The sequence below is a fragment of the Leptolyngbya sp. CCY15150 genome (assembly GCF_016888135.1).
Classification (GTDB): domain Bacteria; phylum Cyanobacteriota; class Cyanobacteriia; order RECH01; family RECH01; genus RECH01.
The window spans coordinates 135,787-153,517 of record NZ_JACSWB010000207.1; the positions used below are offsets into that span (position 1 = coordinate 135,787).

At 56.8% G+C, this 17,731-nt stretch carries 10 protein-coding genes; all 10 read left to right on the plus strand.

Annotated features, from left to right (window positions below; genetic code table 11):
* The first annotated feature begins 28 nt into the window (after nt 1–28).
* The 10 genes from plsX (at nt 29) to JUJ53_RS14705 (ending at nt 17,623) form a co-directional block, all read left to right on the plus strand.
* Nucleotides 29–1,102: a phosphate acyltransferase PlsX gene (gene plsX, locus JUJ53_RS14660; RefSeq protein ID WP_204152768.1), complete on the plus strand. Its 1,074-nt coding sequence runs from the start codon at nt 29–31 to the stop codon at nt 1,100–1,102.
* On the plus strand, nt 1,102–2,115 hold the full coding sequence (locus JUJ53_RS14665; RefSeq protein ID WP_204152769.1) for a beta-ketoacyl-ACP synthase 3: 1,014 nt from the start codon (nt 1,102–1,104) through the stop codon (nt 2,113–2,115). The genes plsX and JUJ53_RS14665 overlap by 1 nt, the downstream gene beginning before the upstream one ends.
* A gap of 331 nt (nt 2,116–2,446) precedes the next feature.
* A complete protein-coding gene (fabD, locus tag JUJ53_RS14670) occupies nt 2,447–3,331 on the plus strand; it encodes an ACP S-malonyltransferase (protein ID WP_204152770.1) in 885 nt (294 codons plus the stop codon).
* A 12-nt stretch (nt 3,332–3,343) separates the two neighbouring features.
* Nucleotides 3,344–3,982: a lysophospholipid acyltransferase family protein gene (locus JUJ53_RS14675; RefSeq protein WP_204152771.1), complete on the plus strand. Its 639-nt coding sequence runs from the start codon at nt 3,344–3,346 to the stop codon at nt 3,980–3,982.
* 111 nt (nt 3,983–4,093) lie between these two features.
* Entirely contained in the window at nt 4,094–4,387 is a 294-nt protein-coding gene (locus JUJ53_RS14680; RefSeq protein WP_204152772.1) for a DUF2288 domain-containing protein, read from the plus strand.
* Between the two features lie 363 nt (nt 4,388–4,750).
* On the plus strand, nt 4,751–6,214 hold the full coding sequence (locus JUJ53_RS14685; protein WP_204152983.1) for a circularly permuted type 2 ATP-grasp protein: 1,464 nt from the start codon (nt 4,751–4,753) through the stop codon (nt 6,212–6,214).
* Nucleotides 6,215–6,263: 49 nt separating this feature from the next.
* Nucleotides 6,264–7,214 carry an alpha-E domain-containing protein gene (locus JUJ53_RS14690; protein WP_204152773.1) on the plus strand — a complete coding sequence of 317 codons (951 nt, stop codon included), beginning with the start codon at nt 6,264–6,266 and terminating at the stop codon, nt 7,212–7,214.
* 309 nt (nt 7,215–7,523) lie between these two features.
* Complete coding sequence (locus tag JUJ53_RS14695; protein ID WP_204152774.1) at nt 7,524–7,721, plus strand: hypothetical protein; 198 nt, start codon at nt 7,524–7,526, stop codon at nt 7,719–7,721.
* A 913-nt stretch (nt 7,722–8,634) separates the two neighbouring features.
* Nucleotides 8,635–16,143, plus strand: coding sequence for a Calx-beta domain-containing protein (locus JUJ53_RS14700; RefSeq protein WP_204152775.1), 7,509 nt, complete (start codon nt 8,635–8,637; stop codon nt 16,141–16,143).
* Between the two features lie 85 nt (nt 16,144–16,228).
* Nucleotides 16,229–17,623, plus strand: a complete 1,395-nt coding sequence (locus tag JUJ53_RS14705) for a cobyrinate a,c-diamide synthase (RefSeq protein ID WP_204152776.1) — start codon at nt 16,229–16,231, stop codon at nt 17,621–17,623.
* Nucleotides 17,624–17,731: the final 108 nt, after the last annotated feature.

Genomic DNA, 17,731 nt, shown 5'->3' on the forward strand with positions numbered 1-17,731 from the left:
TTTTTTAGGTTTCTACAAACTTCGATCGATGGGATCCAATCGGGCACGGATTGCAGTGGATGCGATGGGCGGGGACCATGCCCCGGCTGAAATCGTCGCAGGCGCACTTAGAGCGCAGGAAGAACTAGATGTGGATATTCTGCTTGTGGGCGATCCACAACAGATTCGAGAAGAGATTCACCGTCATGGTTCCTCATCACATTTGGAGGTTGTCCCGGCAGAAGGGACAATCGAGATGCACGAGGAGCCGCTGACGGCGTTACGGCGAAAGCCCCAAGCGTCGATCAACGTGGCGATGGATTTGGTCAAGCAGAAGCGCGCTGACGGGGTGGTCTCGGCAGGCCATTCTGGTGCAGCGATGGCGGCGGCGCTGTTGCGATTAGGGCGGCTGCCGGGCATTGACCGACCAGCCATTGGGGCCATTTTCCCCACCCTGACACCAGGCAAGTCGGTGGTGATTTTGGACGTTGGAGCCAATGTAGACTGCCGGCCTCGCTTCCTCGAACAATTTGCGGTGATGGGCGGTATCTATTCCCAGTACGCCCTAGGGATTGACCATCCCAAGGTCGGGCTCCTAAATATCGGCGAGGAATCGTCGAAGGGGAATGACTTAGCCGTTCGTACCCACCAAATGTTGCAGGACAATTCCCGCATTGACTTTGTGGGGAATGCTGAAGGCCGGGATGTGCTTTCGGGTGAGTTTGACGTCATTGTCTGTGATGGCTTCGTTGGCAATGTGCTGCTGAAGTTTGCCGAGGCGATCGCTGAGGTGCTTTTGCAAATCATGCGCGATGAGCTACCTCGCGGGCTGCACGGCAAGGTCGGCGTCAGCCTACTCAAGCCCAACCTCCGCCGGATTAAGCAACGCATTGACCATGCTGAGCACGGCGGCGGGCTGTTGCTAGGGGTCAATGGCATTTGCATTATCAGTCACGGTAGCTCTCAAGCGCCGTCGGTGTTTAATGCGATTCGTTTGGCCAAGGAAGCCGTCGATCATCAGGTGCTGGAGCGTATTCAATCTCAGTATCAGGATGCGATCGCCGACATGGACGGGCAACGCTCCCTGTCCCGGCAGTCTGATACCACAGAGAGTGTTGAGTAATGCAGCAAGATATCGGTAGAGGAGTCGCCATCATTGGGTGCGGCTCGGCAGCGCCCGATACGGTGTTAGACAATCAGGGGCTCAGTCACGTTGTTGATACGTCCGATGAGTGGATTGCCAGCCGCACAGGCATTCGTCAACGGCGCTTGGCCCAAGGCGATCGCGCTCTGACTGGCATTTCTGCTCAGGCGGGGAAGGCGGCTCTAGAGATGGCTGGGGTGGCGGCGGAAGACTTGGACTTGATCATCCTAGCTACCTCCACCCCCGATGATCTTTTTGGCACCGCTAGCCTCATTCAGGCGGAGCTAGGTGCCATCAAAGCCGTGGGGTTTGACCTAACGGCAGCCTGCTCTGGCTTTTTGTTTGCCCTGGTCACTGCCTCTCAGTTCATTCGCACCGGTGCATACCGCACGGTGTTGGTGATTGGTGCGGATGTACTATCACGCTGGATTGATTGGAACGATCGCCGCACCTGTGTCCTGTTTGGCGATGGGGCCGGGGCTGTGGTCATGCAGGCCAGCGACACCAGCGATCGCCTCCTAGGATTTGACCTGCATAGCGATGGTCGTCAGAATAGCTGTCTGACGCTGCCGTTCCAAGGTGCAGAGCGATCGCTCACCCCTGACATTGCCGTGCAGCAAGGCACCTATCAACCCATCGCCATGAGCGGGCAAGAGGTCTATCGCTTTGCCGTGAAGCGCGTCCCGGAAGTAATCGAGAAAGCCCTGTTCCGGGCTGGCATGAGTACAGACCAAGTGGACTGGCTCCTGCTGCACCAAGCCAACCAACGCATTTTGGATGCCGTTGCCCAGCGCTTGAGTATTCCCAGCGATCGCGTCATTAGCAACATGGCCTCCTACGGCAATACGTCGGCGGCCTCCATTCCCATCGCCCTAGACGAATGGGTACGGCAAGGACATATTAAACCCGGTGATGTGATTGCCGCGTCGGGCTTTGGGGCTGGTCTCACCTGGGGTGCGGCCATTTTCCAATGGGGACAGAGCGATCGCTAGACCTAGTGCCGGAAGATAGAAGAACGAAGACAGAAGAACGAAGACAGAAGAACGAAAAGGAATACAGGACCTATGAGGTTTCCCGCCCCAGCAACTAGGCGGGTCACTTCCGCTTTAGAGTACTAGGCTCTGTTTTAAAACCTGCTAAACCCCTTGATCTTTCGTACGAAAGAATCAGGGTTTGGATGAGTTTTAAAACACGCCCTAGGCTCATTAAGGGCGATCGCTCCCAGCCATGATCCCGAGGCGTAACCAACCGCTGCCTAGTCGAGGTGCCCCATTGATGAGATCATGGGAACACAATCAGAATCAAGAAAGGCAAGTCAACGGTATGGTTAAGACGGCATGGGTATTTCCGGGGCAAGGCTCCCAGGCGATCGGCATGGGCAGCGATCTTTTCGCGCGACCCGCTGCGCAGGATAGGCTGCAGCAGGCGGCCCAGATCCTGGGCTGGTCGGTGCCAGAGATCTGTCAGAGCGACGACGATAAGGTCTCCAATACCCTCTATACCCAACCCTGCCTATATACCGTGGAAAGCCTGTTGGTAGACGAGCTGCGGCAGCAGGGACAGCAGCCCGATCTGGTAGCCGGTCATAGCTTGGGAGAATATGTAGCTCTCTATGCCGCTGGTGTGTTTGAGTTTGAAGCCGGATTGCGGCTAGTGCAGCGGCGGGCAGAGCTGATGAGCCAAGCCTCGGATGGCATGATGGCGGCTTTGATTGGCTGCGATCGCGATCAGCTCGACCAACAGCTTCAGGAACGGTCGGACGTGGTCTTGGCCAATGATAATAACGCTGGACAGGTGGTGATTTCGGGCACCCCCGATGGCGTGAATGCCGTGATGGCCGCCATCAAGTCGAAGCGCGCCATTCCCCTCAACGTTAGCGGTGCCTTCCATTCGCCGATGATGGCTGATGCCGCCGCCGCCTTCCAGCCGCTCTTGGATGCGGTAACCTTCCAAAGCGCCACGGTGCCAGTGTTGTCGAACGTAGACCCCACACCGACGGTGGAGGGCGCAGTGCTCAAGGATCGCCTGATTCGGCAAATGACCGGATCGGTGCGCTGGCGAGAAATTTCCCTGCAATTACCAGACGAAGGCATTGAGCGCGTGGTGGAAGTGGGCCCCGGCAAGGTGTTGACTGGCCTGATCAAACGCACCTGCTCGGGCATTGCCCTTGAAAATGTCAGCTCCTTGGCAGATTTGGCAGCCGAGTAGGAGACAGCCACCATGAGTCGCGATCGCGAACCCTTTGCCAGTCTGTTGCTCTATCACCTCTTTAAGTGGTCGGTGGTGAGCCCCATGCTGCACCTCTACTTTCGCGGTCGCATCTACGGAGCCGACCAAGTGCCCATGCATGGGCCGCTGATTGTGGTCACCAACCATGCCAGCGACTTTGATCCGCCCATTGTGTCCAACTGCGTAGGTCGCCCCGTTTCCTTCATGGCCAAGCAAGAGCTGTTTCGGGTGCCGGTGCTGCGCCAGGCCATTCGCCTCTATGGAGCCTATCCGGTCAAACGGGGAGCCGCGGATCGCAGTGCCATTCGCGCCGCCCTACAGCAGCTTGAGCAAGGCTGGAGCGTGGGCATTTTCCTCCAGGGCACCCGCACCCCCGACGCCCGCATTCCCTCCCCCAAGCTCGGAGCGGCTCTGATTGCGGCCCATGCTCAAGTGCCGCTGCTGCCCGTGAGCCTCTGGGGCACCCAGGCGATTCTCAGGAAGAAACATCCCCTTCCCCGCCCTGTGCCGGTGACCGTGAGGATTGGCGAGTTGATTTCTCCACCCACCTCCACCCGCCGCGAGGAGCTGCAGGCTATTACCCAGCAATGTACCAACGCTATCCACGATCTCCACGATCGCGGCCGTTAGCCACAGGATCAAACCGCCCCGATCGCCCCCAGCCAGGCGATCGCCCCTAGGAACAAACCGCGATAGACTAAAATCCTGCTGAACCAGCAAGCTGTTAGACCCACTGAACCTATGCAAGATTTACGCGTCCAACTCACCGAAACCCTAGACGAAGCCGAATGGGATTGGCTGGTGCCCCATGTGCATCGCGATGCCATTGTAATCGTCGGCAGTGGTCTTGATCTGGTCGATGTGGGGATGGCGATCGCCAATGACCAAGTGCAACTGGTGCAGCGCTGGATTAGTGAGCAGATGATTGGCAAGCCGACGGTGGAGCAACTGGCCGACTGGGAGCGCGATCGCTCTCGCCGATTTACCACCCTGATCGTGCAGCCCTACGTCTTAGTCCAAGAACAGTCCACCTAGCTTCCACCTAACTCCGAGGTTAAGTTTTTATTAACCCATTTTTGGAGATCTGGGTATCTACCAGGGCGATCGCCGTTCGCGATTGGCCCGCATATTCTAGAACTCATAAGGGCAGTAATCCTAGACAGGGCAAAGGTTATGGGACTTTATCGTTCCATTACAGACCCGAGCACTTCGTATCCCTTGTTACAGCCAAGCCTCTACCTCAGCCTCTATTGAATAGATGGATACTAAATCACATCGGACTTGCGCGCTTACCTCAAGGCATCCAACCTTGGTGTTTTCTGAGGCTTGTTCCTCGGGTTCAAAACAGCGGCGTAAGTTCTTTGACCGTAATCGATTGGGGACTAAACCGTGCAGGCTGTGCAGTTTGATCAATACGATCCAGGGGATTTCTACGACGAGCTATTTGCCGCCAAAGGGCAGCCTCGGGATGAGGCCAAGCTGCTGATTGAGCGATTGCGATCGCTCTCCATGCAGGAAATTCAGCAGCGGCAGAAAGTGGCGCAAAACACCCTCTTCAAAATGGGGGTGACCTTCAATGTGTATAGCGATGACCAGGGAACAGAGCGCATCTGGCCCTTTGATATCATTCCCAGGATTGTCGCGGCCCAGGAATGGGCAGAGCTAGAAAAAGGGCTGAAACAGCGCATCACCGCTCTTAATCTCTTTTTAGATGACATCTACGGCGATCAAAAGATCATCAAAGATGGCATTATTCCCGGCGAGTTGATCGAGTCGGCCACCGGCTTTCTCAAACCCTGTATGGGCTTGAAGCCACCCCAAGGCATTTGGTGCCACATCACCGGCACCGACCTGGTGCGCGATCGCGATGGCCGCTGGTATGTGCTAGAAGATAACCTGCGCTGCCCCTCGGGCGTGTCCTACGTTCTGGAAAATCGCCGGGTGATGAAGAGCACCTTTCCCCAAGTGTTCAGCACCCTCAACATTCAGCCCGTAGACAACTATGCCAGCAAACTCCTAGAGACCTTGCTCAACCTAGCGCCCTCCGGGCTACCTGGCCCCACCGTTGTGTTGCTCACGCCAGGGGTCTACAACTCTGCCTACTTTGAACATTCCTTCCTGGCCCAGCAAATGGGTGTGGAGCTGGTGCAGGGTCAGGATCTGGTCGTCGCCGACGGCTACCTGAAGATGAAAACCACCAAGGGACTGAAACGCGTTGATGTGGTCTACCGCCGCATTGATGACGAGTTCATTGATCCCCTCGCCTTTCGCTCCGATTCGATGCTGGGTGTTCCAGGGCTGATGGAGGTCTATCGAGCTGGTCGGGTGGCGATCGCCAATGCCCCCGGCACCGGGGTTGCCGACGATAAGGTGATCTACGCCTACGTGCCCGAGATGATTCGCTACTACCTCGGCGAAGAGCAACTGCTGGCCAATGTGCCCACCTACCTCTGCTGGGAACCCAGTCAGCAGCAGTATGTGCTGGACAATCTCGACAAGCTGGTGGTGAAAGCGGCGGATGAATCCGGCGGCTATGGCATGTTAGTTGGCCCCCATGCCACCGAGGCAGAACGGGTTGACTTTGCTGGACGCATTGCCGCCAATCCGCGCAAATATATCGCCCAACCCACCCTCTGTCTCTCACGGGTGCCCACCCTGCTAGACGATGACGTCTGCGGTTGCCACGTGGATCTTCGGCCCTATATCCTCAACGGCAAAGACATTCACGTGAGCCCCGGCGGCTTGACCCGCGTCGCCCTGAGACGCGGATCCCTGGTGGTCAATTCATCCCAGGGTGGCGGCAGTAAAGACACCTGGGTGATTGCAGACCAGGACGAGAGTCAAAGCCAACGCCAAGACTAGCCCCGCCCCAGAGCGATCGCCCCCCGTTAACCTACCTTTCTAACGTTCTATGCTGAGTCGCGTCGCTGATTCCATCTATTGGCTCAACCGCTATGTTGAGCGAGCCGAAAATGTCGCTCGGTTTATCGACGTCAACCTGAATCTGCTGCTGGATAATCCCCTAGGCATTCGTCAGCAATGGCGACCGCTGATTATTACCACCGGCGATCTCCAGGAATTTGAGAAGCGCTATGGAGAAGCCACCGCAGAAAACGTCATTCAGTTCCTCACCTTTGATGACCAATATCCCAACTCCATCGCCTCCTGCCTGCGGGCAGCGCGGGAAAATGCCCGATCGGTGCGGGAAATCATTTCCTCAGAAATGTGGGAACAGGTGAACTCGTTTCACCTGATGGTGCAGGATGTCTCCAAAGCCAAATCCCTGGCCGACCTCTCCAGTTTCTTTGCAGAGGTGAAAATGGCCAGCCACCTCTTTTCCGGCGTCATGGATGCCACCATGTCCCATAACGAAGGCTGGCACTTTGGGCATGTGGGACGGCTGCTGGAACGGGCCGACAAAACCGCCCGGATTCTAGACGTGAAATACTTCATCCTGCTGCCGTCCATCCATGACGTCGGTACCACCCTGGATGAACTACAGTGGATTGCCCTGCTTAAATCGGCCAGTGCCTATGAAATGTACCGCAAACGGCAGCAGCGGATTAATCCCCGCGAGGTGGCAGAATTCCTCATCCTCGATCGCCAATTTCCCCGGTCTATCCAATTTTGCTTGATTGAGGCAGAGCGATCGCTCCACCACATCACCGGCTATCCAGCAGACACCTGGCGCAACTCGTCGGAACGCGCCCTTGGCAAACTGCGATCGGAACTGGACTACCTGACCATGGACGAAATCATGGAGAAGGGGCTCCACGAATTTTTGGACAACCTACAATCCCAGATCAACCAAGTGGGCGATCGCATTTTTGAGACCTTTTTCGACCTAGAACCCGTATCCTAGCTGCCGCTTTTTTACAAATTGCAATATTTACCAGCATCTTGGTTACACTTCATTGCGAGTTTCTCTTGAAGTCCATAACGCCGTGGTAACTTCGATAGCATTGATTAGAGAACCTTGGGTTTCATCCCCAGTTCATTCGGGCAGTTAAGGTGACGTTAGTTACCCAAACGGTTATCCCAGATCCACCATGGACTTAGACATGGTTGCATGGTCTAGCGTTTGCTGATGGGTCAACCACGATCCCACCACTGCTCCCTCCCGCTCAGTCCTAACACTGTTGATTGCAGGCTCAAGAGGTAGAAAGCTTCGATGTCATCGATTAATTCTCAAGTAGACGTTACATCCAGAGAAGATTTCAGTGAGTATGTCGCCCATCTGCAACTTCACATGGCGCTGCAGGCTCGCAACTTGGTTCCTCCTCTCACCCACATGGGCGATAGCCGCGGGCAGCTTTTGCATCAAACCCAGGCTACCTTTGAAAAAATCGTATCTCGCCAAGCTCTTTAGTCAGCCCTGCGGTCTCCTGCCAGGGAAGCAAAGCCCTGCCGGGTCTTGCTAAGACAACCAACGCAGAGTGTCCATCAACGGTTCAGCCGAAATCCATCAGGCTGACGTTCAATCTTTGATTATCCCAAATGCCTCCTCCTGGGTTCGCCACAGTTGAGGGGGCATTTGCTTTAGGAACTGACTCGGGGTTGACATCCTCTCCCAGTCGCCCTGATGAATCGACAGGACAAGTCCCCGGATTGCTCTGACGATGTTCTGCGTCCTAGGGCAATCTCCATGGGTTAGGGCACTGCTACCATGGGCAGCGATCGCTCAGACCAGATCACCTGCTCATACCAACAGAGAACTATCCTCGTTGAGCTATCCTGATTCTTCATCAAGTTACATGAAGAAGACGGGAGAGGTTCATCAAGTCTTAACGAATCATTTCTAACCCGTAAAATCTATATGAAGCATAGAAGGAAAGCTGGCGATCGCCTCTCAACATAGCCTTTACTTAAGGAAGGCCTTTTTTGCTGTACAGGTGTATTTGCTGACGTGATAGTGCTCGTTGTTCACACAGACAGACATCATTCAGTACTATTGCCAGGGGCATTTCATAACGCATCTTAGCTAGCTCAGGCATTGCTATCAGGATCCCCATGCTTCGAGGCTCAGCCTGATCTTAGGTTGAGCCAGCTTTGAGCAATTAGCATGGGGATGCCGTGGCGGCACTGCGCGATGACACCCAAGCCCCATCCCGGTTGGAGATTACGGCATCTCCGACGATTGCGGATTCAGCCCATCCATCGACACGTTGGCTACCGCTTGGTTGGACGCACCCCCTTTTGCCTAGGGTCGGCGGAGGTTACACCACCCATGGCTGTAAGGCTTTCACCTCATCTCATACCTTCACTAAACAAGGATCTCATCCATGCCCTTCACGACCAGTGTGCTGCGTGGCGGTATTGCCATCAATGAACTGCTGATTGATCCGACTAGCGCTACAGCCAACATCGATACAGATGGCAATGGCATTGCTGGTGACACGGATGAGTTTATCGAACTACGCAACGTGGGTACCCGTCCCATTGACCTCGGCGGTTTGGAACTCTGGGATGGGGAAGCGGGTCGCTGGTTTACCTTTCCTGACGATGCGGTTCTGCAGCCGGGCAGCTACGCCGTGGTGGTGACGGGGGTGCAGGCAGGCGGTAGCTTACCTATCTTTTCTCCCAATACCTTAGTGTTTGATGCCGGAGCTAGCTCCAGCATTTTCAATAATAGCGGCGACAACGTTGTTGTCTACGATCCTAGCGACGACGCCTATATCCAACTGCGCTATGACGGAGCGATCGCCGCCAATCCCAGCAGCTACAATGGTTTCTCGCCCACCGCCACCCTCGTCAACACCGTGGAAAACTGGGGCAATGACAATGCCGGACGCTCCCTGGTGCGCAGCCCCGATGGCAGCGATACTATTGTCAGTCAAGACACGATCGCCTTTGGGCTCAACGCCACGCCAGGCGGCGCAAACATTACATTTACCGTCACCAATACCAATGACGAGGGTGCCGGATCGCTACGGCAGGCCATCCTAGCGGCCAATGCGGCCGGGGGAGGAGCGATCGCCTTCGCTATTCCCGGAGATGGGCCCCACACCATTGCCCTAGCCACCGCCCTACCGGCCCTGACGGCAGCGATCGCCATTGATGGCTACAGCCAAGCAGGGTCAGATCAAAACACCCAAACCGAGGGCAGCAATGCCGTCCTCACCATCGTCCTGCAAGGCCAGGGCACCGGAAGCTTTGCAGGGCTATTGCTCAATGAAGGAGCGGCGGGCAGCGTCATTTCAGGTTTAGTCCTCAACCAGTTTCAGCGGGGGATTGAAATCAACACCCGCGATGTAGTGGTGCAGGGCAACTATATCGGCACCGACGCCACGGGATTGGTCGTCAACGCTTCAACCCGCAACGATCAGGGACTTCTCGTTAGCCAATTTGGCACCAACAGCTATATCGGCGGTACCCCCCCCGCTAGCCGCAACGTTATTTCCGGCAACCAAATCGGCATCTTTTCCTTCAATACCGCCAACTTAGCCGTCCAGGGCAACTACATCGGTGCGGCGGCAGATGGTACCACCCTGTTGGGCAACGGCATCCTGGGCATCCAGCTTAGCGGCACCAATAACAGTTTGATTGGGGGGGCAGGTGCAGGTGAAGGTAATATCATTCGCGGTGGATTTGCCAGTATTGATGTCTTCAACGCCAATGCCAACACCATCCAAGGCAACGCGATCAGCAATTTTGGCAACCAGGCCATTAATCTGCGCTTTGGTTCCAGCGGCAACCGCGTCGGCGGCGTTCAGCCTGGAGAAGGCAACACCATCACTAATGTTAATGGCAACGGCGTTACTGTTGAGGATACCGCCACTAATAACGCGATTCGCGGCAACTCAATTACCTTGGCTGGAGGTGGATTGGGCATTGATCTGGGTAATAACGGTCAGACCATCAATGATGCTTTGGACGCAGATATCGGCCCCAACGGATTCCAAAATACGCCCATTCTCGATGTCGCCAACGGCACCACCATTACCGGCACCTTCAACAGCAATCCCTTCATCAACGCGGTCATCGACATCTACGCTAGCAGTTTGCCCAATGGTCAAGGAGCAGTGTATCTGGGCAGCCAAGCGGTGACCACCAACGGAGATGGGAACGCTACCTTTAGCCTAGAAGCTCCCTCTGTCTTTGGGCGTCCCCATATTATCGCGACGGCCACCAGTGAAGCTGGCAGTACCTCCGAGTTTTCTGCGAGCATCCAGCGGGTTGCCACCGTCCAGATCACCACCCTCGTGGACAGGGCGGACGAAAATGCCGGAACGCCAGGCAGCTATCAACTCAGCCGGGACGCAGCCACAGGAGACATTACGGTGGTTCTCACCGTGGGCGGCAATGCTCAGTTCACCGCCGACTATAGCCTAGACATTAGCGCCGGCAGCCTGACCATTCTCAGCCCCACGCAGGTGCAGGTCGTCATTCCCGATGGGGTAGCATCGGTCAATCTATCGGTGGTGCCGATTGATGATGACTTTGCCGAGGCGGATGAAACCATCACCCTGACGCTGGAGGAGAACGTCGCCTACGGGGTCGATCGCACCCACAACAGCGGTCTAGTCACCCTTGGCTTCAATGACCTAGTCGTCACTGACGCGGGCGATCGCGGCGAAGGCACCCTCCGCCAAGCCATCCTCAATGCCAATGCCCTCGGCGGCGGCACGATCACCTTCAATATTCCCGGCGACGGCCCCCACACCATTCTTCTCGATGAAGCACTGCCGATCCTGACCGCACCGATCACGATCCAGGGCTATAGCCAACCGGGCTCGGTGGTCAATACCCAAGGCGTGGGCAGTAACGGAACGATCGCGATCGCCCTCGATGGCAACGGACTAATTGCGACTGGACTAGTCCTAGGCGCTGGATCGGAGGGCAGCGTGATTCGCGGCTTACAGATTAGCAACTTCAGCGGCGATGGCATTCTGGTATTAAGTGATGGCCATAGCCTGACGGGAAATTGGCTCACCAACAATGGCGGCAACGGCATTCAGATCATCGGTGCAGCGGACACGGTGATTGGCGGCCCTACACCGGGCGATCGCAACGTGATCGACGGCAATGGCCAGGCGGGCATTCGACTGGCGGATATGGCCAACGGCCACCGCATCCAGGGCAACGATATTGGGGTCGGTGCGGGCAACGGGACTGGAATTGCGATCGCTGACAGCACGAACACCATCATCGGCGGGTCGGGAGCCGAGGGCAACCGCATCGCCAACCACGAAGGCAGCGGCATTGTGGTGAGCGGCAACGCCCAGGGCAACCGCATCCAGGGCAACCAGATTGTCAACAACGGTGGTTTGGGCATTGACCTCGGCGGGGATGGAGTCACGGTCAATGACCCCACAGATGCGGATACGGGAGCCAATGGTCTGCAAAACTTCCCGGTGCTCACCGCAGCGGAATTGATCGAAGGCAATGCGGTGGTCATGGGTAATTTTACCAGCACGCCCAACACCAGCTTCCGCCTAGATTTTTTCGGCAACATCGCCCTAGACAGTAGCGGCCATGGAGAAGGACAGACGCCTTTAGGGTTTGTGATTGTCAACACGGACGACAGCGGCACAGTGACCTTCACGGCATCCTTAGGGAATGCTGCCCTAGGGGAGTTGATCACCGCCACGGCCACTCACCTAACCACCGGGGATACTTCAGAATTTTCCAGCGGCGTAGCGATCGCCACCCCCCAGATCAATCTCGCGACCGGCGACCTCAGCCTTACAGAAGGTACAGGCGTTGATAGCCTCGGGATCTTCACCGTCACCCTATCTCAGCCCAGCAGCCAAACCGTCACCGTAGACCACAGCACCTCAGGCATAGAAGCGATCGCCGACCGTGACTTTCTTGCCCACACCGCCACGCTTACCTTTGCCCCTGGCGAAACCCTGAAAACCATGACGGTGACGGTCATTGGCGATTCTCTCCATGAAGATACAGAAACTTTTCAGATCAGTTTAGATAACGTTACCAACGCTACCTTAGGTAACCCAGGGGCGATCGCCACCATCCTCGACGACGACCTGCCTCCCGTGCTGACCATCGCCAACAGCAGCGGCAGCGAAGGTGAGGAGCAACTTATCTTCAGTATGATCCTGGATGCTCCTTCTGGTAAAAACATCACCGTCGATTATCAAACTAGCAACGGGACAGCGATCGCCCCCGCCGACTACAGTGCCATTCCCTCCAGCACCCTCACCTTTGCCCCCGGCGAAACCCTGCAGCTAGTGACGGTGACGGTGATCGACGATCTGCTCGACGAGGCAGACGAGACCTTTCTCATCAACCTCAACAATGGCACCAATGTCACGTTGGGCAATAGCTCCGCGACCGGCACCATTCTAGATAATGATCTAGCGCCGATCGCCTCCATTAGCGATGCTCTGGGTAGCGAAACCGATGGGCAGGCCGTCTTCACCGTCACCCTGGATACTCCCTCCGCCCGCCCAATTACCGTCGGCTACCGCACCGCCAACGATACAGCGATCGCGCCGGAGGACTTCACCGCCGTCACCAACGGAGCCGTCACCTTTGCCCCCGGTGAAACGCTCCAGTTGGTGACCGTTGCCATCCTCAACGACAATCTGGACGAAGCCGATACCGAGCAGTTCCGAGTGGAGCTGAGCAGCGAGAGCAACGCCCGTCTCGGCACCAGCGTCGGCATCGGCACGATTGTAGACAACGACCTGCCCCCCATTCTGACCGTCGGCAACGTCACGGCCCTCGAAAGCAACGGGGAAGGCGATGGTCAAATGGTGTTTACCCTGACCCTGAACACGCCCTCCGGTCGAGATAGTACCGTAAACTACCAAATCAGCAACGGTACCGCGATCGCCCCTTTCGACTATGTGGCTCCCGCCGGCATTCTTACCTTTGCAGCAGGGACAACTGTTCAAACTCTCTCCCTGCCGCTGATCAACGACAGTCTGGATGAAGACAATGAAACCCTCCAACTCAACCTCAGCAACCCTGTTAACGTCACCCTAGAGCGGGAAAGCGCTACGGGAACCATTCTGGACGATGATGCACCGCCCGTCCTGACGGTTCAGAATGCGATCGCCACAGAGCAGGCCGGACAGATAATCTTCACCCTCGACCTCAGCCAGGCGTCAGGTAAACCCATCACCGTCAACTATCGTACAGACGACGACACCGCCATCGGCTCGGTTCACTATACGCCTATCCTAGCCACACCGCTGACCTTTGCCCCCGGCGAAACTCGGCAATGGGTCACCGTCACCATCGCCGATGATGACCTAGATAACGAGGATCGCATCGTTCAACTGCGGCTGAATGGAGCCACCAACGCCGAGCTCGCTAGCGATCGCGCCCTCGGCACCATCCAAGATGACGACCTGCCCCCCACCTATAGCATCAGCGACCTCACGGTGCTGGAAAATGCTGGAGCGGCCGTGTTCACCGTCAACCTCGATCGCCCCTCTGGCAAAGAGATTACCCTCGACTACCGCACCCAAAACGGTAGCGCCATCGCCCCCGACGACTACACCGCCGTAGCGGGCGATCGCCTCACCTTTGCCCCCGGCGACACCCAGCGCCTGATCACCATCAACATCCTAGGCGACGACCTGCACGAGGACGACGAGACCTTCCAACTGCTGCTAGGCAATGCCACCAACGCTCTTCCCGGCACCACAACAGCGATCGCCACCCTGGTTGATGATGATCTGCCGCCCGTGCTGTCGATCACCGACCGCAGCTTCAACGAAGGAGCCGGCCAGACTATCTTCACCGTCAGCCTCGATCGCCCCGCCGGCCGCACCGTGACCGTCAACTACAGCACCGAGGATAACAGTGGGATAGCTGGGCAGGACTATCTGGCCAACAGCGGCACCCTCACCTTTGCCGCCGGGCAAGTTCTGCAAACCTTGACGGTCGGCATCATCAACGACCTCAGCTTTGAACCCGAGGAAACCTTTCAGGTGGGGCTGTCCAATGCCGTCGGGGCCACCCTATCCGCCCCCCAAGGCACCGCCACCATCCTCGACGACGATCCTCAACCCACCGTCATCCTAGTCGGCACCACGGTCGCAGAAGGGGACAGCGGCACCACCCTCGCGCCGATGACCGTACGCCTCAGCAACCCCAGCAGCGAAACCATCACCCTCGCCTACAGCACCCAAGACGACACCGCCCGCCGCGATGAAGACTACTCAGCGATCGCCGGCAGTTTGACCTTTGCCCCTGGCGAAACCCAAGCGATCCTATCCCTCACGGTCATCGGCGACCTAGTCAACGAAGAGGATGAACGCTTCAACGTTGTCCTCAGCAATCCCGTCAACACCACTCTAGGCACAAGTCTAGCCACCGTCACCCTCCTCAACGATGACGCCCTACCTCAACTCACCATCCGTGACATCACGGTTTTAGAAGGAGATAGCGGCACTCAAAATGCGGTGTTTGAAGTACAGGTCAACGGCTTTGCCAGTGCTCCAATCACGCTTGACTACGCAACTCAAGATGGTTCAGCGATCGCCGGGGACTATACTCCCACCCAAGGGCAACTTACCTTACCCGCAGGTGAAACCACAGCTTTCATCACCGTTTCAGTCGTCGGCGATCGCGCCTTTGAAGACGACGAAACCTTTAGCCTAGCCTTAACCAACCTTGTGAACGCTGATCCTACGCCCGTGGTTGGAACCGCTACGCTGGTGAACGACGACGATCGCCCCTCTATTATTATCCGTAATGTGCGCCAGATAGAAGGCCATCGTGGGCAGCAAGATGTCGTCATTCCAGTCACATTAACAGCCCCAAGTTCAGAAGTGATTACGGTCAACTACGCCACCGCCAACCGCACAGCCGTTGCCGGAGAAGACTATCTTGCCCAAGACGGTATCCTCACCTTTCAGCCCGGCGAAACCATCCAGCAGATTTCCTTACCCATCGTGGGCGATCGCCGCTTTGAGCGCAACGAACCTTTCTTCATCAACCTCAGTGATCCCACCGCTGCCGAGATTAGAAAAAATCAAGGCGTGGTTAGAATTCTCAACGATGATCCAACCCCCACCCTCACGATGAGGGCAGTACGGGTGCAGGAGGGCGATCGCGGCCGACGCTTTGCAAACATTGTCCTCCGCCTCAACCAGGCGAGTGGCTTGCCCGTTCAGATAGGATATCAAACGATAGACGGCACAGCCCAGGTTGCCAACAGCGATTATGGACGGGTGCGAGGGCGGCTAGTCTTCCGACCAGGACAAACCCGCAAGGTCATTAAAGTGCCGATTTTCGGCGATACCGCCGTGGAACCCAATGAGCAATTCCGGCTGCAGCTCACGAGCGTTCGAAATGCTCAAACCAGAAGACGCAACGCCACCGTGACGATTCTCAATGATGACCGCGCTACGCGATCGCTCTCCGTCAACGATGGCATCACGCTCACCGGAGATGCTGGGCCCAACGTTTTGATCGGCACGGCAGGCGACGATCGCCTGCGGGGCGGCGACGGAGATGATATCCTGCGAGGCGGCAACGGCAGCGATCGCCTTGTGGGCGGTGACGGAGATGACCTGCTCATCAGCGGCCATGGTCAAACGATCCTCACAGGCGGGGCAGGACGCGATACGTTCTTATTTACCCGCAACCGTGGCACCCACATCATCACCGACTTTGAGCTAGACCGAGATGTGATCGATCTACAAGATCTGTTCAGCGACAGCAGCAGTCCAGGAGCCATCTTCCGCCGTGAAATCGAGCTGGTGCAAACGGGCAATGATACCTCGGTGTTCATTAGCGGGCGATCGCAGCCGTTGATCGTGCTGCAAACTATCAATGCTGATCGCGTCAACCAGGATCATCTCCTCCTGTAGAGGCGAGTTCGACCGTTAAATAGCCTAGCGTCATGGCATCATGGCCAAGCGTTCACAGACATGAGTAGGTGAAAAAGTGGAGCTGATGCAACGACAGATTCCCATAGTGGCGATCGCGGGTACCCAGAGCGGTGTGGGAAAAACCTCCGTGGCGATCGGGCTGATGCGGGCTTGGCAGCGGCGGGGATTACGGGTGCAGCCCTTCAAAGTGGGCCCAGATTTCATTGATCCGGGTCATCATCGCCTGGCCACGGGGCGCATGTCCTACAACCTCGATGGCTGGATGCTGTCGCCGTTGGTCAACCGTCAGACCGTCTACCATGCCTGTCACGATGCGGATGTGGCGGTGATTGAAGGCGTGATGGGGCTGTTTGATGGTTATGGCGACACGGAGGAAGGCAGCACAGCTCAGATGGCCAAATGGCTGAAGGCTCCGGTGCTGTTGGTGATGGATGCCAGGGCGATCGCTCGTAGTGCAGCAGCGTTAGTGCAGGGCTATGCAACCTTTGACCCCGATGTGGCCATTGCAGGAGTCATCTGCAATCGCATTGGCAGTGCTTCCCACCTGGATCGCATCCAGAGAGCGATCGCTCCCCTAGGTATTCCAGTCCTAGGCGGCATTCCTCGCCAGGCGTCGGTGGAAATTCAGCGCCGGCATTTGGGGCTATGGCTGGCCCAAGAGGATCATCTGGCAGAGACCTATATTGATCAGTTGGCAGACCTCGTGGAAACCCATCTCGATCTTGATCAGATTCTTGACCTAGCCCGCCAAGCCGCGCCCATTTGCGGCACACTGACACCCCAGACGCCATCCGCCTCGCCCGTGCGTTTAGGCATTGCCCGAGATGAAGCCTTTTGCTTTTACTACGCCGCCAATCTAGAACGCTTGCAGCAGGCGGGGGCCGAACTGGTCTATTTTTCACCCCTGAGCGATCGCTTCCCCGACCACCTGGATGGCCTCTATCTGGGGGGCGGCTATCCGGAACTTCACGCAGAGCGCCTGGCTACACGGAATGATTTGCGATCGCAGCTCCAGGAATTCGCTCAATCAGGACGGCCGATCTATGCCGAATGCGGAGGGCTGATGTATCTATCCCAGGGTCTGATCACCCCAGAAGGACGGCATCCCTGGGCGGGTCTCTTGCCCTTTTGGGTGCAGATGGGTCGCCGACCCACCCTGGGCTATACCGACGTGACCGTGGTGGCTGCCGATACCCTATTCCCCGCCGGCAGTCGCCTACGCGGACATCGATTTCACTATTCTGAGCAAGTGTGGGATACCGCCGATCCCCAAGCGATCGCCCCCACCGCTCCCTACCAACTCCGTCGCTGGAACCAGCCGCCCCAGGCAGAAGGATATTGCCAAGGATCGGTACTGGCCAGCTACGTGCATCTGCATTTTGATAGCCATCCAGCCCTTGCCCCAGCCTTGGTTCAGGCTTGTCTAAAGGGGCGATCGCCTTCATCGGTAACGATTTAAGCCTTTTTTCACCTCATCTCGATCCATAGAGCGGCACCACCGTAGGCGATGAAAGAGTATGTCACAATGGAGGTTCATGTGTCAGTTGTCCGGAAGGAACCCTAGCGC